Genomic DNA, 22,747 nt, shown 5'->3' on the forward strand with positions numbered 1-22,747 from the left:
ATTATTGCCGGATAAGCGTATCCGGCAACGCAATACGCTACGCCTGACGCTGGACCGCTTTCAGTGTCAGGTATCCGCTCCAGATCCGGGTAAATGTCGTCATCCAGCACAGCGCGCCAAAGCCCCACGCCATCACGGCAAAATATTCCGGGAACAGACAACCCAACACAAATAGCAAAATCGTCTCAGTACCTTCGGTCAGTCCCCCCAGATAATAAAACGATTTATGCGCGTAGCCCGGGTTATCAATTTGATGTTTCGCCGCCAGCGCGGCAAAGGCCAGAAAGCTGCTGCCGGTTCCCATAAAGGCGAACAGCAGCCAGCCGCCAGCCAGCGAGTTAGCCGCCGGATCGGCGAGCATAAAACCGAATGGCACTAAGGCGTAAAACAGAAAATCGAGCGTGATATCAAGAAATCCGCCTGCGTCGGTTAGCCCTCTGCGCCGCGCCAGAGCCCCATCCAGCCCATCAAAAAACCGATTGAGCACAATGACCGCCAGCGCTGCCAGATACCAGCCTAACGCCAGAAATGGCAAGGCCAACACGCCAATGGCAAAACCGACCAGCGTAAGCCCGTCCGGGGTAATCGCCGGTTTATCAATAATGCTTACGCAGCGATGCAAAAGCGGTTTTAATCGCGGATGAATATGACGATCAAGCATGTGGGCGTCCTTTAAAGCTGTCGCACAGCCCCTGGAAAGGAATATCGAGAGCAGCATTAAAACGCGCAGAGAGATTTTGAAACGCAATCAGCGCGGTCATTTCCGTAATGACATCATCGGTAAAATGCTGCTTCATCTGCGCTTTCAGCGCATCATCAACCTGTGGAGGCGTTGCGGTCACCGCATCGGCATAGGCCAGAGCTACTCGCTCTTCTGCGCTAAATAGCGCCGATTCTTGCCAGTTGGCAACCTGTAAGACTTTATCCAGCGCGCCACAGCGTTCAGCCAACCGTAAACTGTTGGCATCAACGCAGAAAGCGCAGTGGCACACCTGAGAAACGCGGGTCATCAACAGCGCGCGCATCACCGGCGTTAAACGCGCCTTTTTACGCTCCAGAAACCCGACAAACAGCGCCACCAGCCAGAACAGAAACGGCGTCCGCCCCCACCAGCGCGTGGGATGCAGCACATCGCCATAATGTTTTTTCTGCGTAGCAACGAGCGGTTTTAGACTGGAAGGGATACGCGTTAACGGCTTTACCCACGACTGAGGTTCGTTCAACGGTGGCTCCTGAATACTTTAGATAAAACAAAGATAACGATAGTATGTCATTTTCTGCTGTTAGATCTTGATGAATATAATGAAAACCCTCGACGTGGTCGCCGCTATCATTGAACGTGATGGCAAAATTTTACTGGCTCAGCGTCCGCTACATGCGGATCAGTCAGGCATGTGGGAGTTTGCCGGCGGTAAGGTTGAATCGGGCGAAAGTCAGCCCGAGGCGCTGTTCCGTGAACTGCGTGAAGAGTTGGGCATTGAGGCAGTCGTGGGGCGCTACATTGCCAGCCATCAACGCGAGGTTTCGGGCCGACTGATTCACTTACATGCCTGGCATGTACCGTCATATCAGGGGGAACTGAAGGCGTATGAACATCAGGATATCGTCTGGTGTTCACCCGAAGAGGCGCTGCGTTATCCGCTGGCGCCTGCCGATATCCCACTACTGGAAGCGTTTATTCTTTTACGCGACGCCAGACAAGCGGATTTGTGCTGATCGTTTTCTCATCGCGTTGGCACTGAAGCAAGACGCCGTCAGCTTTAATCACTGCCCCTTCTGAATAGTTTTGATCCTGATAAATACAGCACTGGCTACAGGGCTGCGCCCGCTGACCGCTGGAACTGAACACTTCCGGCGGTACGTTAACCTGCACATCCGGGCGATAAGGCTGATTTGCCAGCGTCGCGCTGGACACCAGGGCCAACACGCCTGCCACGATTAAACGGCGCATACTCTTTCCTTTTTAACTGACAATTATGCTCAGTATAACGGTATAAATCGGCAGAAACTTTAGCCTCTTCGATCATCGTTTTTGGTTATGACCCACGACGCAATATTAATTTACTTAGCGGGGTTAATTTTTTCTTGCGTCGCGTCACAGTGCTGATGGTATAGTCAAAAACTGCACAACACTTAACACAAAAATCAAAAATATAACCATATCAATACATAAGAGGTTCTTATATCTATGGATCAGACATGTTCTCTGGAGTCATTCCTTAACCATGTGCAAAAGCGCGACCCGAATCAAACCGAGTTCGCGCAAGCCGTTCGTGAGGTAATGACCACGCTGTGGCCTTTCCTTGAGCAAAACCCGCGTTATCGCCAGATGTCATTGCTGGAACGTCTGGTTGAACCGGAGCGCGTGATCCAGTTCCGCGTAGTCTGGCTGGACGATCGCAATCAGGTGCAGGTCAACCGCGCATGGCGCGTGCAGTTTAGCTCAGCCATTGGCCCATACAAAGGCGGTATGCGTTTCCACCCTTCCGTGAACCTGTCGATCCTGAAATTCCTTGGCTTCGAACAGACGTTTAAAAATGCCCTCACCACCCTGCCAATGGGCGGGGGTAAAGGCGGGAGCGATTTCGATCCGAAAGGGAAAAGCGAAGGCGAAATCATGCGTTTCTGCCAGGCGCTGATGACCGAACTGTTCCGCCATTTAGGTCCCGATACCGACGTTCCGGCGGGCGATATCGGTGTGGGTGGCCGTGAAGTCGGCTTTATGGCCGGGATGATGAAAAAACTCTCCAACAACAGCGCCTGCGTCTTTACCGGTAAAGGTCTCTCTTTCGGCGGCAGTCTGATCCGCCCGGAAGCCACCGGCTACGGTCTGGTGTATTTCACCGAAGCGATGCTCAAACGCCATGGTCTGGGCTTTGAAGGCATGCGCGTAGCGGTTTCTGGCTCCGGTAACGTGGCGCAATTCGCCATTGAGAAAGCCATGGAGTTTGGCGCGCGGGTGGTTACCGCCTCCGATTCCAGCGGTACCGTAGTCGACGAAAGCGGATTTACCAAAGAAAAACTGGCGCGCCTGTGCGCAATCAAAGACAGCCGCGACGGTCGTGTAGCAGATTACGCCCGTGAATTTGGCCTGACCTATCTGGAAGGCAAACTGCCGTGGTCGGTTCCGGTCGATATCGCCCTGCCGTGTGCCACGCAGAACGAGCTGGATGTCGATGCAGCACGCGTATTGATCGCCAACGGCGTAAAAGCTGTCGCCGAAGGGGCAAACATGCCGACCACTATCGAGGCCACCGATCTGTTCCTCGAGGCAGGTGTACTGTTCGCACCGGGTAAAGCCGCCAACGCCGGTGGTGTAGCGACATCCGGTCTGGAAATGGCGCAAAACGCCGCTCGTCTGGGCTGGAAAGCGGAGAAAGTGGATGCGCGCCTGCACCACATCATGCTGGATATTCACCATGCCTGCGTTGAATACGGCGGCGAAAGCAAGCAGACCAACTACGTACGTGGCGCCAACATCGCAGGCTTCGTAAAGGTTGCCGACGCGATGTTGGGTCAGGGTGTGATTTAATATTGTCTCTGCAGGCCCGTAGGCCGGATAAGGCACGGGTGCCGCATCCGGCTATGCCTGATGCGCTATGCTTATCAGGCCTACAAACTTACAGACCCGCCTCTTCAGATGGCGGGCTTTTTTTCGCCGGACGTTTACGCGGCGCACCCTTTTTCTTATCGCCACCACTGCCGCCAGGTGCAGCAATTCCACGAAAGCGTCGTACCGGTGTGCTGCGCGCCTGATCGATAAGCTGATACAGCGTCCCCACCAGCGGCTGCATGAAATCCTGATAGCGACATTGCTTTTCGCTGATTTGGGTCAGGATAGATTCCCAGTGCGCGGTCATGTCCGGACGCGTCGCCATTTCTGGCAACGAGTGGAACAGCGCTTTTCCCGCGTCGGTAGAATGGATATACCGTCCTTTTTTCACCAGGAACCCGCGCTTAAACAGCAGTTCGATAATACCGGCGCGCGTCGCTTCCGTACCTAAACCATCCGTTGCGCGCAGGATCTTTTTCAGATCTTTATCCTGCACGAATCGCGCAATCCCGGTCATCGCTGACAGCAGCGTGGCATCGGTAAAGTGACGTGGTGGTTGAGTCTGACGTTCAACCACTTCGCCTTTTTCGCACAGCAGTTCGTCATCTTTTGCCACCACCGGCAGCGGCGTCCCGTCATTATCTTCGTCGCGCTCTTTATTGCCAAGCAGCGTGCGCCATCCGGCTTCCGCCAGAAAACGCGCTTTAGCGACAAACTTGCCTTTGGCAATATCCAGCTCAATAATGCACTTCCTGAATACCGCATCTGCGCAAAATTGCATCAGATACTGACGGGCAATCAGGTTGTAAATTTTCGCTTCGTTGTCATTCAGATTGATGGACGAACTGCGCGCGGTAGGAATGATGGCATGGTGCGCATCCACTTTTTTGTCGTCCCAACAGCGATTTCGCGTATCGGGATTGACCGCCGGTTGCGGGAGCAGATCCGGTGCATGGACGCTAATCGCGTTCAGTACCGCATGACGTCCGGCAAAGTGCTCTTCCGGCAGATAACGGCTATCCGAACGCGGATAGGTAATCAACTTATGGGTTTCATACAACTTCTGGCAGATATCCAGAACGTTTTGCGCACTTAAACCGAAGCGCTTCGCCGCTTCAATCTGCAACGCCGACAGCGAGAACGGTAACGGCGCAGATTCTGATTCCCGTTTATCGTTATAGCTGGTGACTATCGCCGGTTGACCGTTAATTCGGTTCACCACGTGTTCAGCCAGCGTGCGATTCAGCAAGCGCCCTTCTTCATCCTGATACGGCTCACACGCTTCACTCGGCTGCCAGATAGCGGTAAACCGCTCATCGGCGGGCGTTACGATATGCGCTTTCACTTCAAAGAAGTCTTTGGCGACGAAGTTCTCAATCTCTTCATCACGACGCACAACCAGCCCGAGCACCGGCGTTTGTACGCGCCCGACCGAAAGTACGCCCTGATAGCCCGCGTTACGTCCGAGAATGGTGTAAGCGCGCGTCATATTGATACCGTACAACCAGTCCGCACGCGCTCGCGCCAGTGCCGACACGCACAGCGGAATAAACTCACTGTTGGCGCGCAGCCGCTCAATAGCCCGCTCAACGGCCTGCGGGTTGAGGTCGTTAATCAGGCAACGCTGCACCTTCTGGCGCTTTTCAGGCGCCAGTTGCAGGTAATCCAGCACTTCATCCACCAGCAACTGCCCTTCACGATCGGGGTCACCGGCGTGAATAACTTCGCTGGCCTCATGCAAAAAGCGCTTAATGACGTTGAGCTGTTTGGTCACCGAGGGGCGCGGTTGCAGTTGCCACTTTTCCGGGACAATCGGCAGATCGACCAGACTCCAGCGAGCATAACGACTGTCGTAGGCATCCGGCTGCGCCTGTTCAAGCAGGTGACCAATACACCAGGTCACCACTTGTCCATTTCCGCATTCGATAAAACCATCGCCTTTGCGATGCGGCTTTGGCAGCACATCGGCGATAGCACGCGCCAGACTTGGTTTTTCGGCAATAAACAACCGCATCGAGTTAACGAATCTCAACCATGGCGCGACCGCCACGAGCTTCCACTAACTCACCAATGGCGGTGAGATCGATACCGAACTGCGCCGCTGCCGCTTTCACTTCGGCTTCAGCTTCCGGCGTTACCGCCAGCAGTAGGCCACCGGAAGTTTGCGGATCACACAACAGATCGCGTACCGATTGCGGCATTTCACCCATCAGGTGTCCGTAGCTGGCAAAGTTACGTTGGGTACCGCCGGGTACCGCACCTTGCGCGATGTATTCTTCAACGCCAGGCAGCTTAGGAATATCCTGGTAGATAATTTGCGCCTGAACGCCTGCGCCCTGACACATTTCACTCAGATGCCCCAGCAGACCAAAACCGGTAACGTCGGTCATGGCTTTCACGCCGTCGATATCGGCGAATGCCGCACCGGCAATGTTCATCCGACACATCACTTCTGTCGCCAGTCCTTTGTGTTCTTCCTTCAGTAGTGATTTTTTCTCTGCTGTCGTCAGAACGCCAATCCCCAGAGGCTTGGTCAGGAATAACTTACACCCTGCCTCTGCGGTGCTGTTTTTCTTCACGCGTTCGGTCGGCACAACGCCAGTTACCGCAAGGCCAAAGATAGGCTCTGGGGCATCGATAGAGTGGCCGCCCGCCAGCGCAATACCCGCCTGACGGCAGGCAAAACGTCCGCCTTCGGTGACTTCGCGGGCGATTTCCGGCGCCAGCTTATCCAGCGGCCAGCCCAGAATAGCAATTGCCATAATCGGTTTGCCGCCCATGGCGAAAATATCGCTGATGGCGTTAGTGGCGGCGATGCGGCCAAAATCAAACGGATTATCGACAATCGGCATAAAGAAATCGGTGGTGCTGATAACACTGGTGCCGTTTCCCAAATCGTATACGGCCGCGTCGTCGCGAGTTTCATTACCCACCAGTAAGTTCGGATCAACAAACTTCGCCTGCTCGCTGTGCAGGATGGTTTCCAGCACTTTTGGGGAAATTTTACAACCGCAACCGGCTCCGTGGCTGTATTGCGTTAAACGAATAGCTTGCTCGCTCATGGACATCTCCTGTCATTGCAATCCGGATATGGTAGCGCTCATTCCATGATGTGGTAAGAGTGACTGTCTGAATTCGAGTGTCTTTGCTCAGAATCCAGACAGTTTTGCCGTTGATATCAGAAATAACGGACGAATGCGCTCGGATCGGCAAGGTTGATCGTCGTGGATGCTTTTAGCTGCGGTGTACCCAGATAGAGGAAACCGACGATTTTATCTTGCGGGCGACAGTCGAATGCTTCACGAACGACCGCACTTTCGGTTAATGCACCACTGCGCCAGATACCGCCAAAGCCCTGGGCAATTGCGGCCATCTGCATAGCCATCACCGCACAACCGGCAGACATTTCTTGTTCCCACAGAGGAACCTTGTCGTTTTCTTCACATTTCGCCACCACGGTAATAATCAGCGGCGCGCGAAACGGTGCGTTGCGCGCTTTTTCCTGAGCTTTCTCATCGCTACCTGCGGCAATCGCGCCTTTCTCAAGTACGGTGCTAAAGCGTTCACGCCCTTCACCCTCAATGACATAGAATTGCCACGGTTGCAGCGTTTTGTGGTCCGGTGCGCGCATTCCCGCCCGCAGAATGTTTTGCAGTTGCTCTCCGGCCGGGGCCGGCTCGACAAGACGAGAAGCGCTACGACGGGTGATAAGTAATTCGAGTGCATCCATTTGCTTAACTCCAACAATGAGATTTGTTCACAAAATTAACACGTGAGCGGATTTTGTTACAGCACAGGCGGTGATTCCTGCTGACAAGTGCCTGTCTGGTCATTACGATAGCCTCATCTTATCGCCTTTCTCCGGGATTTCGGGATGGCGTGTTGTTAATCGGTAGGGAGAATACATGCGAACCCTGTGGCGATTTATTGCCGGATTTTTTAAATGGACGTGGCGATTACTTAATTTCGTCCGTGAATTTGTGCTTAACCTGTTCTTCATCTTCTTGGTGCTGGTGGGCGTGGGTATCTGGATGCAGGTCAGCAGCAATACCAGTGAACACGCTGAGCGAGGCGCACTGCTGCTGGATATCTCGGGGGTGATTGTCGATAAGCCGTCGAGCACCAGTCGCTTAAGCGTTATTGGTCGTCAGCTGTTTGGTGCCAGTTCCGATCGCCTGCAGGAAAACTCCCTGTTCGATATCGTGAATACTATTCGCCAGGCAAAAGATGATCGCAACATCACCGGCATTGTGATGGATCTGAAAAATTTTGCCGGGGCCGACCAGCCTTCCATGCAGTATATCGGTAAAGCGCTGCGGGAATTCCGCGACAGCGGCAAACCGGTCTTTGCCGTAGGCGATAACTTCAGCCAGGGGCAGTACTACCTCGCCAGTTTCGCCAATAAAATTTATCTTTCTCCACAGGGTTCCGTTGATCTGCACGGCTTTGCCACCAACGGTTTGTACTACAAGTCCCTGCTCGACAAGCTGAAAGTTTCCACGCACGTGTTCCGTGTCGGGACTTATAAGTCTGCCGTAGAACCGTTTATCCGTGATGATATGTCTCCTGCCGCGCGTGAAGCCGACAGCCGCTGGATCGGCGAGCTGTGGCAGAACTATCTCGATACGGTTGCTGCCAATCGCCAGATCCCTGCTCAGCAGGTGTTCCCGGGCGCACAGGCCATGCTGGACGGTTTGACAAAAGTCGATGGTGATACCGCGAAATATGCGCTCGACAACAAACTGGTGGATGCACTGGCCTCCAGCGCCGAAGTCGAAAAAATGCTGACCAAACAGTTTGGCTGGAGCAAAGCGGATAAAAATTATCGCGCTGTCAGCTATTACGATTACTCACTGAAAACGCCAGCGGATACTGGAGACAGCATTGGCGTTATCTTCGCCAATGGCGCGATTATGGACGGTGAAGAAACCCCTGGGAATGTGGGCGGTGACACGACTGCCGCGCAGATCCGCGAAGCCCGTCTTGATCCGAAAGTGAAAGCCATTGTTCTGCGCGTGAACAGCCCTGGCGGCAGCGTCAGTGCCTCCGAAGTCATTCGTGCTGAGCTGGCTGCGGCAAAAACGGCGGGTAAACCGGTTGTGGTGTCCATGGGCGGCATGGCGGCATCCGGTGGGTACTGGATCTCCACCCCAGCAAGCTACATTGTGGCGAACCCCAGCACGCTGACCGGTTCAATCGGCATCTTTGGCGTGATCAACACCGTGGAAAACAGTCTGGATTCCATTGGCGTACACACCGACGGCGTGGCGACATCCCCACTGGCGGATATCTCCATCACCAAAGCGTTACCACCAGAAGTGCAGCAAATGATGCAACTGAGCATCGAGAACGGCTATAAGCGCTTTATCACACTGGTCGCAGATGCGCGTAAGACAACGCCTGAGCAGATTGACAAAATCGCGCAGGGCCACGTCTGGACCGGCCAGGATGCGAAAGCCAACGGTCTGGTAGACAGTCTGGGTGATTTTGATGACGCCGTGGCGAAAGCGGCTGAGCTGGCCAAACTGAAACAATGGCACATTGAGTATTATCAGGACGAACCGACATTCGTTGATATGGTGATGGACAGCATGTCAGGCTCCGTTCGTGCCATGCTGCCTGACGTCATTCAGGCTATGCTCCCACCACCGCTGGCCTCTGCGGCCAGTGCAGTAAAAGCCGAAAGCGATAAGCTGGCCGCATTCAACGATCCGCAAAACCGCTATGCGTTTTGCCTGACCTGCGCCAACGTTCGCTAACTATTGACCCCTCTTCGGGATGAAGAGGGGTTTTCTTTGAGACAGAAGAAAAGTCATGCAGAAAAAATCAATTTACGTTGCCTATACCGGCGGTACCATTGGTATGCAGCGCTCAGAACAGGGTTATATTCCCGTTTCCGGTCATCTGCAGCGCCAGCTGGCATTGATGCCTGAATTCCACCGTCCGGAGATGCCAGACTTCACCATCCACGAATACGCCCCGCTGATGGATTCCTCCGATATGACGCCGGAAGACTGGCAGCATATTGCGGAAGACATTAAAGCGCACTACGACGATTACGATGGTTTTGTCATTCTGCACGGCACTGACACCATGGCGTTTACGGCTTCGGCGCTCTCTTTTATGCTGGAGAATCTGGGCAAGCCGGTCATTGTGACAGGGTCACAAATCCCATTGGCAGAGCTACGTTCTGACGGACAAATCAATTTGCTGAATGCGTTGTACGTTGCAGCAAATTACCCGATCAATGAAGTTACCCTGTTTTTCAACAATCGATTGTTTCGCGGCAATCGGACCACTAAAGCGCATGCTGATGGTTTTGACGCGTTTGCCTCACCCAACCTTGCACCACTGCTGGAAGCCGGGATCCACATTCGTCGGCTGGGAACTCCGCCCGCACCTCACGGTACAGGTGAGTTGATTGTGCATCCTATCACTCCGCAACCGATTGGCGTGGTCACCATTTATCCTGGGATCTCCGCTGATGTAGTACGCAACTTCCTGCGCCAACCTGTAAAAGCATTAATTTTGCGCTCCTACGGCGTGGGGAATGCGCCGCAGAATAAAGAGTTCCTGAAAGAACTTGAAGATGCGAGTTCGCGTGGCATTGTGGTGGTGAACCTTACGCAGTGTATGTCCGGCAAGGTGAACATGGGGGGCTACGCGACAGGCAATGCGCTAGCGCATGCTGGCGTGATTGGCGGCGCGGATATGACCGTCGAAGCCACACTCACCAAACTGCACTATTTGCTGAGTCAGGGACTGGATACGCAGACGATCCGTGAAGCGATGACGCAAAATCTGCGTGGTGAGCTCACGCCTGACGATTAAAGGAGTCTATGCCCATGGCCCGAGCCTTACTGTTGGTCGATTTACAAAATGACTTTTGTGCCGGTGGTGCCCTCGCGGTCCCACAAGGTGACAGCACAATCGATATTGCCAACCGTCTGATTGACTGGTGTGCCTTACGCGGCGACATGGTCGTTGCCAGTCTGGACTGGCACCCGGCTAATCACGGCAGTTTTGCCAGCCAGCATCAGGTCGAGCCCTACAGCCAGGGACAACTCGATGGACTGGCGCAGACATTCTGGCCCGATCATTGCGTACAAAACAGCGCAGGTGCAGCCCTGCATCCGCTGCTGAACCAGCGTGCGATAACTCAAACGTTCACTAAAGGTGAGAACCCGCTGGTCGACAGCTATAGTGCGTTTTTTGATAACGGTCGTCGTCAGGCTACCGCGCTGAATGCATGGCTACTCGAACGCCGCATTGCCGAGCTCATCATCATGGGTCTGGCAACCGACTATTGCGTTAAATTCACCGTACTGGATGCGCTCGATCTTGGCTACACCGTCAGCGTTATTACCGACGGCTGCCGTGGGGTTAATATTCAACCCCAAGACAGTGCAAACGCCTTTATAGAAATGGCGGCGGCGGGTGCAACGCTGTATACGTTGGACGACTGGCTGGAAACCCAACCGTAAGCGATGCCGACAGGGTCACTCCTGTCGGCGCGTTATCTCAGGCCAGCGCTGAAATCTCTTCCAGCGATACTTTGCGTGTTTCGATGCCAAAACAAAAAAGAATCAGCGCGCATAGAACCAACATTACTCCTAACACGATAAAGACCGTAATGGATCCATAGCGGGTCAACATAATAGCGACGCCATAGGGCGTAAACACAGCGACAATCCTTCCCACCGCATTAACAAAACCTGATCCTCTCAATCTTAGGTGCGTGGGCCATAGTTCTGGGACATAAACTGCAGAGGCAAAGCAGACATACATATACAGAAAAAAAATCATCACCAGCCCGTAGCTCAGAATGGCCCACTCTTCAGTTTGAAGTGAATAGAAATACCCGAGCAATGCGATAATAATCAACAAGAATGAGCCAAACAATCGCCGTGGAAAGCGATCGATAATTAACGCGGCAATAAATATCCCAACTGGCGCGCCAATCATAATTATCGCGGTCATAAATATGGATTTCGTTACATCGATTCCCGAATTAACAAATATAGTCGGGATCCATACCGTAATGGTGTAGAGCGAAATATTCATTGCGATAAGCACCGTGATCGCCACCAGTGTACAGCGCAACATTGGCCCCTTAAACAATAGCCAAAATGAACCACTTGCCGTGCTTAAATCCGCCGACGGGCATTCGTTCCGGCAGGATGGTAAAGTGATGTTTTTTTCTAGCTCAATTTGCGATTCAACCTGCATAAGATGTTTTTCAGCTTCGCTTCTCTTCCCTTTACCAGCCAGCCAACGTGGGGATTCAATATAGTATTTTCCTGACAGATACCAGGCCAACAGCATTGCCATGCCACCGAGCAGAAACATCACCCGCCAGCTTAAAAGTGCAATGATCACGACGCCAATTGCCGCAGATAGCATTGGTGCCCAGTTGCCGACAAATGACAGACGGGCAGACCATTTCCCACGTACCGCGGGTGGAATGAATTCTGTAAATGAGGCATAGCCCACCATAATTAGCGCCCCCATTCCAATCCCCATCAGACAGCGGAAGAAGATAAGCCAGTACATGTTGGGCACAAACGTTGCAGCGCAGGCTGAGGCCCCGACGATTAACAAATTGATACGGAACGCTTTGCGTCGACCGAGATAATCACCAATAAAGCCGCCGGCTAGTGAACCGATAAAGTAGCCGAACATCAGCGCTGAGGTAAACGCGGCATTTAGATAATTGTTTGACCAGCCAGTGTTGACTAATTTTGCTAATACCACATTCCCGGAATAGCTGAGAAAACCGGTTGTTAACAAACTAAAACTAATAATGCCGAAAATACGAAAATGAAATCGAGATAAAGGTAAGCGATCTAATCTTGCGCCGATAGGGTCACATTGTTCCATCTGGATGCCTCAAATTCAGCTAAATAGAAAGTATGGCGATCGCGGCAGAAGCAATTTTGCCGCGCCATCCATCATCATTAGATTCTTATGGCATTTCCCAGGTGCAAACTAGAATAATATCGACACAACCCTCGCTATAGTTAATAAACGAGTTGAATATTATTCTCTTTGCAAAATGCAATCCACTCTGCACCCGGTGCCTTATTGGTTATTAGGTAATTAATATGGCTAAAGTCCACTAGCTGAACGAAAGCTTTACGATCAAACTTTGAGTGATCAACTAACAAGGCCACCTCAGTCGCCTGGCGGATCATGGTTTTTTTGATTTCCGCTTCCGCTTCATTAGAATCAAGCGCCCCACTCTGCATATCCAAACCTTTGCAGCTCATCACCATGATATCAACATGATAGCGGCTGATAATCTCCTTGGTGATTCTTCCCTGCAGCGACAGCGTATTCTTATTCAGCTCACCGCCAGTAGAAACCACGTTAATTTCTGACTGCGCCAGCTCATGAAATGCTTCAGCCGAATTGGTAAGCAACGTCAGATCGTTTCTTTCCTTCAACAGCTTTAATAATTCCATCGCGGTACTGCTGGAGTCGGCAGCCATTGTGGTCTTATTTTTAATAAACGGTAATGCATTACGTGCAATGATCTGCTTTTCTTCGAAGAAAGATTTTGCACGCTTATAAAAATGAATATTGTCGGACAACGCGGTGGTATTGAGCACTGCACCACCATATGTTCGGGTCAAAAAACCTTCATCTTCCAGTTTTTCAAGATCGCGGCGAATCGTTTCCTCAGTCACCTGAAAGATTGAACTTAAATTAGATACCACCACTTTCTTATCGTTAGCCACCATTTGCTTAATGGCCTGAATCCTGTCTTTTGCCGCCACGATGATACCTCTGTTTCCTGCAAAGTAATAATAAGACCCTAGTATCTCACAGGCTATATTTATTTTCAAAAGAACATGTCTGAATCACAGATTTTAATACTCTTTTACACAGAAACAGAGGTCAATCCTATCTGAATTAATTTATATCCAACGCTTCCGCCATTCGCCTCATCAATAATGAATCATCATCTGTCAGGGGAATGGTTAACGCCTCGACATTCTCGCGAACCTGTTCAGGTGCGGTTGCGCCACTCAGTAAGGTGATCAAATCGCTTTGCTTTAAAATCCACGCCAGAGCTAGTGCGGGGATTGTGCAGCGGTATTTTTCACACAGCGGCTGCCACTGCCCTAGCATATCAATCACCCGCAGCATATTTTCCCGCTGAAACCAGACCTTGTTAGCCCGCGCGCCGCCAGGAACATAATCTCGGGCGATAGTACCGGTCAACAACCCCTGCTCAAGCGGTGAATAGACCTGCACGATGATGCCATTCTGCTGGCATAGCGGCAGCAGTTCAGCTTCCAGCGCCCGGTCAAGAATGCTGTACTTAGCCTGGATAATATCCAGCTCACCGTGTTTGAGATACTCCCTGATATGCCCGGCATTGACGTTCGCCGCACCAATCGAACGGATTTTCCCCTCTTTTTTCAGTGCGTTCAGCGTGTCTACGGTTTCCGCAATCGGCGTAAAACAGGGTTCGACCGACTGCCAGTGGGTCATATAGATATCAATACTGTCGATGCCCAATCTTTGCAGGCTGGCATCAACCTCTTCGCGAATAGACTCAGGCGTAAGGTTTTTATACAGCTGGCGATCGCCCACTTTGTTAAACAGGCTGCCTGTTCGCTCCCAGACGATGCCGCATTTGGTTTCAACCACTACCTCGCTGCGCGGCAGCTTTTTCAGCGCCTGACCGACAATCACTTCACTGTTGCCAAAGTTGTAGCCTGGCGCGGTATCAATCAGATTGATACCGCAGCGATACGCCTCAACAATGGTATCGATACAAATCTGCAGATCGAGATCACCATTCCATGCCGGACCACCGCCAATAGCCCATGTGCCTAATCCCATGCGGGAAAGCGTAATATCCGTACTTCCTAAAGGAATCATTTTCATCTGCCGCTATTACCCTTCGTATTCGTCAAGAAGTTGTTCAACCAGCTTTCTGTTCTTCACACCCGTCGTGGCACCCACGCTCAGTACCGATATTGCCGCCGTTGCATTAGCAAACAGCGCGCAGTCACGAAGCGGTTTGCCTTCTAGCAGCGCGGAGATAAATCCTGAAGCAAAGTTATCCCCCGCGCCGATGGTGTCGATGGCGGTAATTCCTGACACCGCCGGGACCTCCATTTTCATGTCAACACGCTTGATAAAACAGCCTCTCTTGCCGGTCTTAATCACGACGGTTTTCACGCCACAGTTCAGAAAACTGTCGGCAATCTCATCCAGCGTCTCTTTCCCAGTGAGCAGTTTTGCCTCTTCAAAATTGGGAAACAGATAATCCACGTAGCTCAGCGCTTCACGGATATCGTCCAGCGTTTCATTCAGTCGCGGTTTAATCATATCCGCGCAGATAATGAGCTTATGCGCTTTCGCCTGCGTGAAAATTGCCGTCAGTGCATCGCCATCCAACAACGGGCTATTAAAAATACTCGCCAGCGACAGCAGCTTTGCTTGAGAGAAACGGTCAAAATCAACATCGTTTATATTCAGTTTCCATAAGCTGCCGTTACGGTTAGTCACAAAGGTGCGTTCACCATCAGCGGTGACTAAACCCACGTTAATGGAAGTATCAATATCAGCATCCTGCTTCAGGCTTATAATATCAATATTCTCCTGACGGCAGTGGTCGACAATAAAATGCCCCGCAGCATCGTCACCTACCCGGCCAATTAACGCCGTGCGATGGCCGAGGCGAGAAATAATCGTCGCCTCATTAATAGCGTCACCTCCCGTGGTCATAGCTATTCGTTCTAATGGATAAGATTCAACATCAAAGATATTTTTACTCACTGGTTGCAAGGGAATATCAACAATTGCCGCCCCTATACAAATAACCTCGATATTATCCATATTGTCATTCCGCTTTACCGTCTGAACCAAACAATTTGATTTTCTCCAGCGCGCGCTCTTTTACGGCTTTACGTACTTCACGTTCAACGTGCAGGAACGGCTGGTCCTGGTTCTCCTGCACCGCCACCATTGCGGCCTGGCACAGTTCGGTGTGAATATTGATTTTCGAAATGCCTAATGAAATGGCTTTTTTGATATCCGCGTCGCTAATGCCGGACGCGCCGTGCAGCACCAGCGGAACGGATACCGCCTGACGCACTCGTTTAACCACGTCAAAGTTCAGTTTCGGTTCGGAGGTGTAGACGCCGTGCTGGTTACCAATCGCTACCGCCAGCGAGTCACAGCCGGTACGCTCGACAAACTCAGCCGCCTGGCTTGGGTCAGTGTAGTGATAACCCGCCAGCGCCTCTTCGTAGACCGTTTCATTACCCACATGGCCCAGCTCTGCTTCGATGGGAATACCCAGCGGGTGGAAGAAATCGACCGCCTCTTTGGTCAGGCGAATATTCTCCTCGAAATCAAAAGCGGAAGCATCACGCATCAGTGAATTCATGCCGTGGGCCCATGCGTTATGGATTATCTCCATGCTGCGTCCGTGATCCCAGTGGGTAATAACCGGCACCGAGGCTTTTTTCGCCATAGAAACCATCATATGCGAAAAATCTTCAAACGAGGTATTACCCACAAAGCCGGTACCGAAGGAGATAATTACCGGCGATTTAGATTCTTCCGCCGCATCAATCACTCCCATTAACATTTCCGCATTCCACACGTTAAAGTGGGCAATTGCATAATGTTTATTTTGAGCATCATTTTCCCAATATTTAATATCTGCCAGCATGGTTATTTCTCCCATTTCAATAGATTAATAATTTACTTTAATAACGCCTTTGATAATTTCACATTTGTTATTAACGGATTCATCAAACGCGCGCTGAACATCTTCATAATCGTAAATATGCGTCACCATCGACTTCACATCAAAACGCCCTGAGGAGATGGCTTCAATCGTGACCGGGTAGCGGTTGGCATAACGGAAAACGGTCTGAATAGACACTTCACGGTTAATTTTGAGGAAATTAATCGCTGAATCACCAGGTACAGTACCCACGATCATGATTTTCCCGCCGCGCATTACCAGATATGGAGCCTGCTTAACAGTGATCGCTGAACCTGCGGTTTCAAAAACAATATCGGCCCCCATATCTCCGGAGAACTGCTGGCAGCGGACAACGGTGTCCTCTTTCGCCCCGTTGATCACGGTCGTCGCGCCAAGTTGCTCGGCCATGGTCAGACGCTTTTCCAGGACATCAACCACCGCAATGTCGGTAGCACCCAAACATTTACAGGCTTGCAGGGTCATTAAACCAATACAGCCCGCCCCCAGAATGACGATTTTCTTGCCCGGTTTAACGTCCGCCAGCATTGCGGCATGCATCCCTACCGCCGCGGGCTCTACCAGCGCGCCTTCCATGGTGTCCATATTATCGGGCAACTTGTAAGTGAAGCTCTCCGGATGGCACAGATAGTGGGTTAGCGCGCCGCGATAATTAGGCTGCGTGGCCATAAAGTCAACATCAGGGCAGATGTTGTATTTCCCTTCCAGGCAGTAGCGGCAGTGACCGCACGGCACGCCCGGTTCGATATTCACCCGGTCGCCGGGTTTAAATTTAGTCACACGGTTCCCTACTGCCACCACCGTACCGGCGCATTCATGCCCCAGACCAATTTCCTGATTGGGATCTTTCGGCGGAATAAAAGGACCCGATTCAAAACCATGAACATCTGACCCACAAATTCCAACGTATTCCACTTTAATCAGCACTTCGTGCTCTTTTGGCACCGGGATATCGGCGGCAATAATTTTCATCGTGCCCGGCGTTTTTAATATCGCTTTTGAATTTTTCATTTTATTTCCCATCAATATTATTTGCTGGTAACTGCATCAATACCGAGACTTTCGACAGCGACGCCTTTGGTTTCAATTCCGATGGTAGCAATGGCGACAGCGACAATAATGGAGACCGCACCCAGCAGTACAAATACACCCGTCACTCCATAACCGTTAAGCAATACCGCGACCGCATAAGGCGCAGCGATACCACTGATACGCCCTACTGCATTCGCCAGACCAGAACCGCGGAGTTTCGCTTCGGTTGGCCATATTTCCGGAACATAGACTGCCGAGGCATAGCAAACGTACATATAGACAAAAGTAATCAGGAAGAAACCAATTAGCGTAATCAGCAGCATGCTGGTTTGCAGTGAATAGATATATCCCAGCACGGCAATTAACACTAATAACCCTACACCCATGGTCTTTCTCGGAATTTTATCCATTACCAGCATGGCGATAAAAATCCCAAACGGCGCGCCGAACATACTCATGGTATTTAAGACAATGGAGTCTTTCAGATTAATGCCCTGCGTCATAAATATTGTCGGTAGCCAATTAATTAAGGTGTACTGGACGACGTTCATGGCAATCAGAACAAAGGAACCCAAAATAACCCGCTTCAGTAACACCCCTGTTAATAATGCGGAGTACGGAACAGAACACGGTTGTTTGCCATCATCATCTATTACGACTGGTGGCAGCGGCCTACCGGTCTGTCGAATGACACCTTCCTCAATTGCCCGCATCACCTTTTCGGCTTCCTGGTAGCGCCCGCGAGACTCCAGCCAGCGAGGCGACTCAGGGAAACTGCGCCAGGCAATAACCGTTGCTATGAGCGACAGCACCGCAGGAATCAACAACTGTACACGCCAGTTCCATTCCGCGCTGATAAGTGGCGTCAGCCCCATCGCAATCAGCGAACAGAGTGGATAAGACCAGTTGCCGATAAACGAGACCCGACTCGACCATGTACCACGATTTCTGCCAGGCATATATTCGGTAAACCCGGCAAATAAGGTCACTAACAGCGCGCCTAATCCAACTCCCATTACAAAACGGCAGGCGATCAGAAAGGTCATATTGGGTGAAAACGCACCCACGATCATAGAAATAATATGAATCGCTTCATATAGAATAAATGCGTTTTTACGCCCGATTTTATCGCCAATAATTCCCCCACCGAGCGCGCCGAGAAACATTCCAGCCGTCGTAATGGCAGAGAACGTGGCGGTGGTGGAATTATCAGTCCAGCCAAGTTCTTTTAACTGCGCGAGAATTAATCCGCCGACGGCATTACTCCAGCAAACCAGTAATCCGAAGGCAACCATCGCAAACATTGACGTATGCCAGCGACAGTCAGGTAGCCTGTCCAGTCTGGCGCCGCAGTGCGGTTTTGCTATTTGTTCCATGCGATAACGTCCTTTTAATAAACATGTTATTCATCAAAGTCGTAAGTCATGATGACTTTAATCGCGGTTTTATTGACCATGGCGTCAAATCCTTCGCGCCATTGCGACAGGCCGATACGGTGAGTGATCATCGGTTTGACCTTGATCGCTCCGCTGGCCAGCAGGCGTATGGCGTTGCGCCAGGATGTAGAATCGTAGGCCATATGACCAATGATGCTTTTGTTCCACGCGGTGATGTCGTTGATGGAGAAATCGAGAGGTTTAAAGCCCATGCCGACGCGAACGACTTCACCATTCGGGCGCAGCATTTCGATCGATTGTTTCAGAGCGATATTGGCACCAGAGCATTCAATGACTAGCCCCAGATTGTCTTTACCGCAGATTTCCTGGCAGCGTGCAACCACATCTTCGGTCGAACCGTTAACGACAGCTGTCGCCCCCAGCTCTTTGGCGATCGGGAAGCGTACGGCAACGTCCTCTTCCAGCCCGACCATTACGATATTTACGGCCCCCATGATGCGCGCCATTTGCACGGAAAAGAGCCCTAATGGGCCGGTGCCGAAAACCACGACGTCCTGGCCGGGAAGGAATTTGGATTGCTGAGCAATAGATTTGTAGGCGTTACAGATAGGATCCAGCACCGCCGCTTCTTCATAATCAACTCCTTGTGGGATTTCCCACAGCGCATGGCGGTGAATTTTGAGGATTTCCCCCGGCACCAGGCAATATTTAGAGAACCCTCCGCCCCATGTGTTATTGTCGAGACCTAAGTTCACTTTTTCTGTACAACACAGAAAATCGCCCTGTTCGCAGGCCGGGCAAACACCGCAGACATGTCCACTATTGTCAGAAACCACCCGCTGACCGACTTTCCAGTCCTTAACTTTGTCGCCAACGCGGACAATTTTACCGGCGAACTCATGGCCGCGGATGGAGTTAAATTGATCAGAACCGCTATCAACATTGTAGTGTTTCATGTCCGCGCCGCAGATAGCCGCCGCTTTGATTTCAATCACGATGTCATCCGGGCCACAAACCGGTTCCGGTACATCAATCATCTTATAGCCGCCAAAGGCCTTGCCAAATCTTGCCAGTGCTTTCATTGAATTTTCCTTTGTGTTCAGTTTTGCATCAGTGACAATCATACTTATCCATATAATTTTTGAGGTCAACATCAAATCTTTAAAACACAGATTATTATCTGCATTTCACAACCAAGATCACAAATAAATGCAAAGATGAATTGAAAACCAAGTGAACCTGGCAGCCGCTTCGCTAAAATGGCGTGAACCCCTTCGCATTTTTCCTGTTATGAAACTGTTAACCTGCGGATGCTGTTTTTTTCGCCACGCCATTTCCGTGGCGTGTTTACTTGTTTAAATGTCAAAGAGGAACACCGATGAAACTATTGCCTTTGTTGGCAGCATTACCCCTGCTCTGCGCCAGCGTTGTTTCCGCCAATACACTGATGTCAGTTGGCTACTTTAATGGCGGTGGCGACGTCACTGCCGGTCCTGGCGGCGACATCAATAAACTGGATGTTCGCCAGATAACCCATCTCAACTATTCGTTTGGCCTTGTCTACAACAACGAAAAAGACGAGACCAATGACGCCTTAAAAGACGCCAGCAAACTGCATCAAATTTGGCTTTCACAGAAAGTGCAGGATGATTTGCTGAAAATTCCACAGCTGCGTAAACAAAATCCAAACCTGAAAGTGTTACTTTCCGTCGGCGGCTGGGGAGCGCGTGGATTCTCTGGTGCGGCGGCAACGAAGGATACGCGCGCAGTGTTTATTCAGTCTGCGCAAGAGATAATTGCGAAATATGGTCTGGATGGCATCGATCTCGACTGGGAATATCCGGTTAACGGCGCCTGGGGACTGGTCGAAAGCCAACCGGCTGACCGCGCTAACTTTACCGCGCTGCTAACAGAACTGCGGGCCGCATTGGGGCATAAAAAACTGCTGACCATCGCCGTGGGCGCAAATGCAGAAAGTCCGAAAAGCTGGGTAGATGTAAAAGCCATTGCACCATCGCTCGACTACATCAACCTGATGACCTATGACATGGCTTACGGCACCCAGTATTTTAACTCGAACCTGTATGATTCGACGCAATGGCCGACGGTCGCCGCGGCGGATAAGTACAGCGCCGATGTTGTGGTCAGTAACTATCTTGCTGCCGGTCTGAAACCGAGCCAAATGAATCTGGGCATTGGCTTTTATGGACGCGTACCAAAACGCGCCGTTGAACCAGGCATTGACTGGAGCAAACCTGACGCGCAGAAAAATCCTGTTACCCAGCCCTATTTCGAGCCTGCGCAAATTGAGTTGTTCAAATCACTGGGCGTCGACCTGAGCAAAGATACCTACGTGAAGTACAACGATATCGTGGCGAAGTTGATCAACGATCCGCAAAAACGCTTTAGCCAACATTGGGATGATGAAGCGAAAGTGCCGTGGCTGTCGGTGCAGCCTGCAGATGGAAAAGCACTTTTTGCCCTCTCCTATGAAAATCCGCGTTCGGTGGCGATCAAAGCCGACTACATCAAAAGTAAAGGATTGGGAGGCGCCATGTTCTGGGAATACGGTGCAGATGACCAAAACCAGTTGGCGAAGCAGTTAGCCGATTCGTTAGGCATCAAACACTGATCCCAACGCCTGGCACAATAGGTTATGATTAGCCCATTCTGCTGCGTCAACCTTTGGCGCAGCTCTTCATTTTCTACTGGAGGCATGCGCTTTTATGGCTTTTATCCCTAAAAATTACGCCCGTCTGGAAGTCGGATATCGGGAAAAGGCGCTAAAGCTCTTCCCTTGGGTTTGTGGACGTTGTTCCCGTGAGTTCGTGTATTCAAATTTGCGCGAGCTGACAGTACATCACATCGATCACGATCACTCCAATAACCCGGAAGACGGTAGCAACTGGGAGATGTTATGCCTATACTGTCACGATCATGAGCATTCGAAATACACTGAGGTGGATCAGTATGGTTCTACCGTAGTGGCAGGGGAAGATGCGCAGAAAGACGTCGGCGAGGCGAAATACAATCCGTTTGCCGACCTGAAGGCGATGATGAACAAGAAATAACAGCAACTGCGGGCCCGACACCGATGTTTGTGTTTGCCGGGCCAGGTTAATCAGGATTTAAACGTCGCAATCGGTTCGGGCGTAATACCAAACTCAACCTTCAACTGCTGCTTGCTCTTCATCACCATCTCACCGTTGGTATCAATCGTCATATGCTGCGCGTCAATATTGTTTCGCGCCTGCCATAACATTACCAGCTGTAAGCTGTTCTCTTTTTGTTCTGCCGTTAGCGCTACGCCATCCGGCCATTTTCCGAGCTCAACGGCAGTCGATAAGCGCTGATAAACTTCCGGCGTCATACTGTTGATCATCTCATCAAGATTCATGTTAAATCCACTCTCCGTAGAATAATTTGCTGAATCGTTTCTTCAACCCTTGGTTTGCTCACCGTTTTCACTATCGGTGAAGTTCAAAGACGCTGAGTTAACGCAGTACCGTTCACCGGTAGGTTTCGGACCATCCGGGAAGACGTGTCCCAGGTGCGCATCACAGTTTCCGCAGCGGATTTCTATGCGCTGCATGCCGTGTGACGTATCTTTTATGTAATGGATAGCCTCATCGCTGACAGGCTCGTAAAAGCTGGGCCAGCCGCAGCCAGAGTCATATTTTGTCTCGGAACGAAATAGCGGTTTATCGCAGATCAGACAGTGGTAGATGCCGTCACGCTTGTTATGCAGCAAACGCCCGGTAAATGGCGGTTCTGTCCCGTGATTCTGCGTCACGTAGAACTGCATTTCGGTTAAATTTTTTTTCAGTTCTTCTGGAGAAGGTTGATTAGCCATTTGCTCACATCTCGCTTTATCTAAACTCACATCGCGAGACAGATTCTAACAAAACATTAACACCGGAGTGCGAACTTTTGTTCTAAACTTGATCCTTGCGAAATGGCAGCCTGCAATTCGTGATCAGAGTCACGTTTTTATCTTGATTGCCCTTTAAA

The 22,747-nt window shown here is 51.1% G+C and carries 23 protein-coding genes; 7 read left to right on the plus strand and 16 right to left on the minus strand.

Annotation, left to right across the window (positions count from 1 at the left end; all coding sequences use genetic code 11):
- Positions 1 to 37 precede the first annotated feature (37 nt).
- Together OGV74_RS12735 and OGV74_RS12740 are read right to left on the minus strand one after the other, a co-directional pair.
- Positions 38 to 661 carry a CDP-alcohol phosphatidyltransferase family protein gene (locus OGV74_RS12735; protein ID WP_086504248.1) on the minus strand — a complete coding sequence of 208 codons (624 nt, stop codon included), beginning with the start codon at positions 659 to 661 and terminating at the stop codon, positions 38 to 40.
- Positions 654 to 1,223, minus strand: coding sequence for a carboxymuconolactone decarboxylase family protein (locus tag OGV74_RS12740; RefSeq protein WP_286520896.1), 570 nt, complete (start codon positions 1,221 to 1,223; stop codon positions 654 to 656). The genes OGV74_RS12735 and OGV74_RS12740 overlap by 8 nt, the downstream gene beginning before the upstream one ends.
- A 79-nt stretch (positions 1,224 to 1,302) precedes the next feature.
- On the opposite strand from OGV74_RS12740, the gene OGV74_RS12745 reads away from it, so the two are divergent.
- Positions 1,303 to 1,716, plus strand: coding sequence for a pyrimidine (deoxy)nucleoside triphosphate diphosphatase (locus tag OGV74_RS12745; RefSeq protein WP_003840884.1), 414 nt, complete (start codon positions 1,303 to 1,305; stop codon positions 1,714 to 1,716).
- Here OGV74_RS12745 and OGV74_RS12750 read toward each other — a convergent pair.
- A complete protein-coding gene (locus tag OGV74_RS12750) occupies positions 1,676 to 1,951 on the minus strand; it encodes a YnjH family protein (RefSeq protein ID WP_003840883.1) in 276 nt (91 codons plus the stop codon). The genes OGV74_RS12745 and OGV74_RS12750 overlap by 41 nt on opposite strands.
- A gap of 237 nt (positions 1,952 to 2,188) precedes the next feature.
- Here OGV74_RS12750 and gdhA point away from each other — a divergent pair, with 237 nt between their 5' ends.
- Positions 2,189 to 3,532, plus strand: a complete 1,344-nt coding sequence (gene gdhA, locus OGV74_RS12755; protein WP_086504250.1) for an NADP-specific glutamate dehydrogenase — start codon at positions 2,189 to 2,191, stop codon at positions 3,530 to 3,532.
- Between the two features lie 88 nt (positions 3,533 to 3,620).
- Here gdhA and OGV74_RS12760 read toward each other — a convergent pair whose 3' ends face one another.
- The 3 genes from OGV74_RS12760 to OGV74_RS12770 all read right to left on the minus strand — a co-directional run bounded on the left by OGV74_RS12760 (position 3,621) and on the right by OGV74_RS12770 (position 7,283).
- Complete coding sequence (locus tag OGV74_RS12760) at positions 3,621 to 5,567, minus strand: DNA topoisomerase III (RefSeq protein ID WP_086504251.1); 1,947 nt, start codon at positions 5,565 to 5,567, stop codon at positions 3,621 to 3,623.
- A gap of 4 nt (positions 5,568 to 5,571) precedes the next feature.
- Positions 5,572 to 6,615, minus strand: a complete 1,044-nt coding sequence (selD, locus tag OGV74_RS12765) for a selenide, water dikinase SelD (protein WP_003840882.1) — start codon at positions 6,613 to 6,615, stop codon at positions 5,572 to 5,574.
- A gap of 116 nt (positions 6,616 to 6,731) precedes the next feature.
- On the minus strand, positions 6,732 to 7,283 hold the full coding sequence (locus tag OGV74_RS12770) for an NAD(P)H nitroreductase (RefSeq protein WP_003030670.1): 552 nt from the start codon (positions 7,281 to 7,283) through the stop codon (positions 6,732 to 6,734).
- 175 nt (positions 7,284 to 7,458) lie between these two features.
- Between OGV74_RS12770 and sppA the strand changes: the two genes are divergently transcribed.
- Genes sppA through pncA form a run of 3 tightly spaced genes read left to right on the plus strand, consistent with a single transcriptional unit; the run spans position 7,459 to position 11,037 of the window.
- Positions 7,459 to 9,312 carry a signal peptide peptidase SppA gene (gene sppA, locus OGV74_RS12775; protein ID WP_086504252.1) on the plus strand — a complete coding sequence of 618 codons (1,854 nt, stop codon included), beginning with the start codon at positions 7,459 to 7,461 and terminating at the stop codon, positions 9,310 to 9,312.
- 55 nt (positions 9,313 to 9,367) lie between these two features.
- Complete coding sequence (ansA, locus tag OGV74_RS12780; protein WP_003030673.1) at positions 9,368 to 10,384, plus strand: asparaginase; 1,017 nt, start codon at positions 9,368 to 9,370, stop codon at positions 10,382 to 10,384.
- A 14-nt stretch (positions 10,385 to 10,398) separates the two neighbouring features.
- Positions 10,399 to 11,037: a bifunctional nicotinamidase/pyrazinamidase gene (gene pncA / locus OGV74_RS12785; protein WP_003840880.1), complete on the plus strand. Its 639-nt coding sequence runs from the start codon at positions 10,399 to 10,401 to the stop codon at positions 11,035 to 11,037.
- A 37-nt stretch (positions 11,038 to 11,074) separates the two neighbouring features.
- Here pncA and OGV74_RS12790 read toward each other — a convergent pair whose 3' ends face one another.
- From OGV74_RS12790 to OGV74_RS12825, 8 genes are all read right to left on the minus strand, one after another.
- Positions 11,075 to 12,433 (minus strand): MFS transporter, encoded by a 1,359-nt coding sequence (locus OGV74_RS12790; protein WP_086504253.1) that lies wholly within the window; start codon positions 12,431 to 12,433, stop codon positions 11,075 to 11,077.
- Positions 12,434 to 12,573: 140 nt separating this feature from the next.
- Complete coding sequence (locus OGV74_RS12795) at positions 12,574 to 13,332, minus strand: DeoR/GlpR family DNA-binding transcription regulator (RefSeq protein WP_003030679.1); 759 nt, start codon at positions 13,330 to 13,332, stop codon at positions 12,574 to 12,576.
- 136 nt (positions 13,333 to 13,468) lie between these two features.
- Positions 13,469 to 14,452, minus strand: coding sequence for an NADH-dependent methylglyoxal reductase (gene ydjG, locus OGV74_RS12800; protein ID WP_008320453.1), 984 nt, complete (start codon positions 14,450 to 14,452; stop codon positions 13,469 to 13,471).
- A 9-nt stretch (positions 14,453 to 14,461) separates the two neighbouring features.
- Positions 14,462 to 15,409 (minus strand): carbohydrate kinase family protein, encoded by a 948-nt coding sequence (locus OGV74_RS12805; RefSeq protein ID WP_057064641.1) that lies wholly within the window; start codon positions 15,407 to 15,409, stop codon positions 14,462 to 14,464.
- Between the two features lie 4 nt (positions 15,410 to 15,413).
- Positions 15,414 to 16,250: a ketose-bisphosphate aldolase gene (locus OGV74_RS12810; RefSeq protein WP_048219048.1), complete on the minus strand. Its 837-nt coding sequence runs from the start codon at positions 16,248 to 16,250 to the stop codon at positions 15,414 to 15,416.
- 24 nt (positions 16,251 to 16,274) lie between these two features.
- On the minus strand, positions 16,275 to 17,318 hold the full coding sequence (locus OGV74_RS12815) for an NAD(P)-dependent alcohol dehydrogenase (RefSeq protein WP_003030683.1): 1,044 nt from the start codon (positions 17,316 to 17,318) through the stop codon (positions 16,275 to 16,277).
- Positions 17,319 to 17,335: 17 nt separating this feature from the next.
- Positions 17,336 to 18,715, minus strand: coding sequence for an MFS transporter (locus OGV74_RS12820; RefSeq protein ID WP_286520901.1), 1,380 nt, complete (start codon positions 18,713 to 18,715; stop codon positions 17,336 to 17,338).
- A 26-nt stretch (positions 18,716 to 18,741) separates the two neighbouring features.
- The gene (locus OGV74_RS12825; RefSeq protein ID WP_003030686.1) at positions 18,742 to 19,818 is read right to left on the minus strand and encodes a zinc-binding dehydrogenase; all 1,077 of its coding nucleotides are present in this window, start codon (positions 19,816 to 19,818) and stop codon (positions 18,742 to 18,744) included.
- A 296-nt stretch (positions 19,819 to 20,114) separates the two neighbouring features.
- On the opposite strand from OGV74_RS12825, the gene chiD reads away from it, so the two are divergent.
- Positions 20,115 to 21,368 (plus strand): chitinase ChiD, encoded by a 1,254-nt coding sequence (chiD, locus tag OGV74_RS12830; protein WP_086504254.1) that lies wholly within the window; start codon positions 20,115 to 20,117, stop codon positions 21,366 to 21,368.
- A gap of 94 nt (positions 21,369 to 21,462) precedes the next feature.
- Complete coding sequence (gene yajD, locus OGV74_RS12835) at positions 21,463 to 21,807, plus strand: HNH nuclease YajD (protein ID WP_003030690.1); 345 nt, start codon at positions 21,463 to 21,465, stop codon at positions 21,805 to 21,807.
- Between the two features lie 50 nt (positions 21,808 to 21,857).
- On the opposite strand, the gene OGV74_RS12840 is transcribed toward yajD, so the two are convergent.
- Both OGV74_RS12840 and msrB read right to left on the minus strand, forming a co-directional pair.
- Entirely contained in the window at positions 21,858 to 22,133 is a 276-nt protein-coding gene (locus OGV74_RS12840; RefSeq protein WP_003030693.1) for a YeaC family protein, read from the minus strand.
- A gap of 42 nt (positions 22,134 to 22,175) precedes the next feature.
- On the minus strand, positions 22,176 to 22,589 hold the full coding sequence (gene msrB / locus OGV74_RS12845) for a peptide-methionine (R)-S-oxide reductase MsrB (RefSeq protein ID WP_003030695.1): 414 nt from the start codon (positions 22,587 to 22,589) through the stop codon (positions 22,176 to 22,178).
- Positions 22,590 to 22,747 lie beyond the last annotated feature (158 nt).

The sequence above is a fragment of the Citrobacter sp. Cf116 genome, from assembly GCF_030336505.1.
GTDB lineage: Bacteria > Pseudomonadota > Gammaproteobacteria > Enterobacterales > Enterobacteriaceae > Citrobacter > Citrobacter freundii.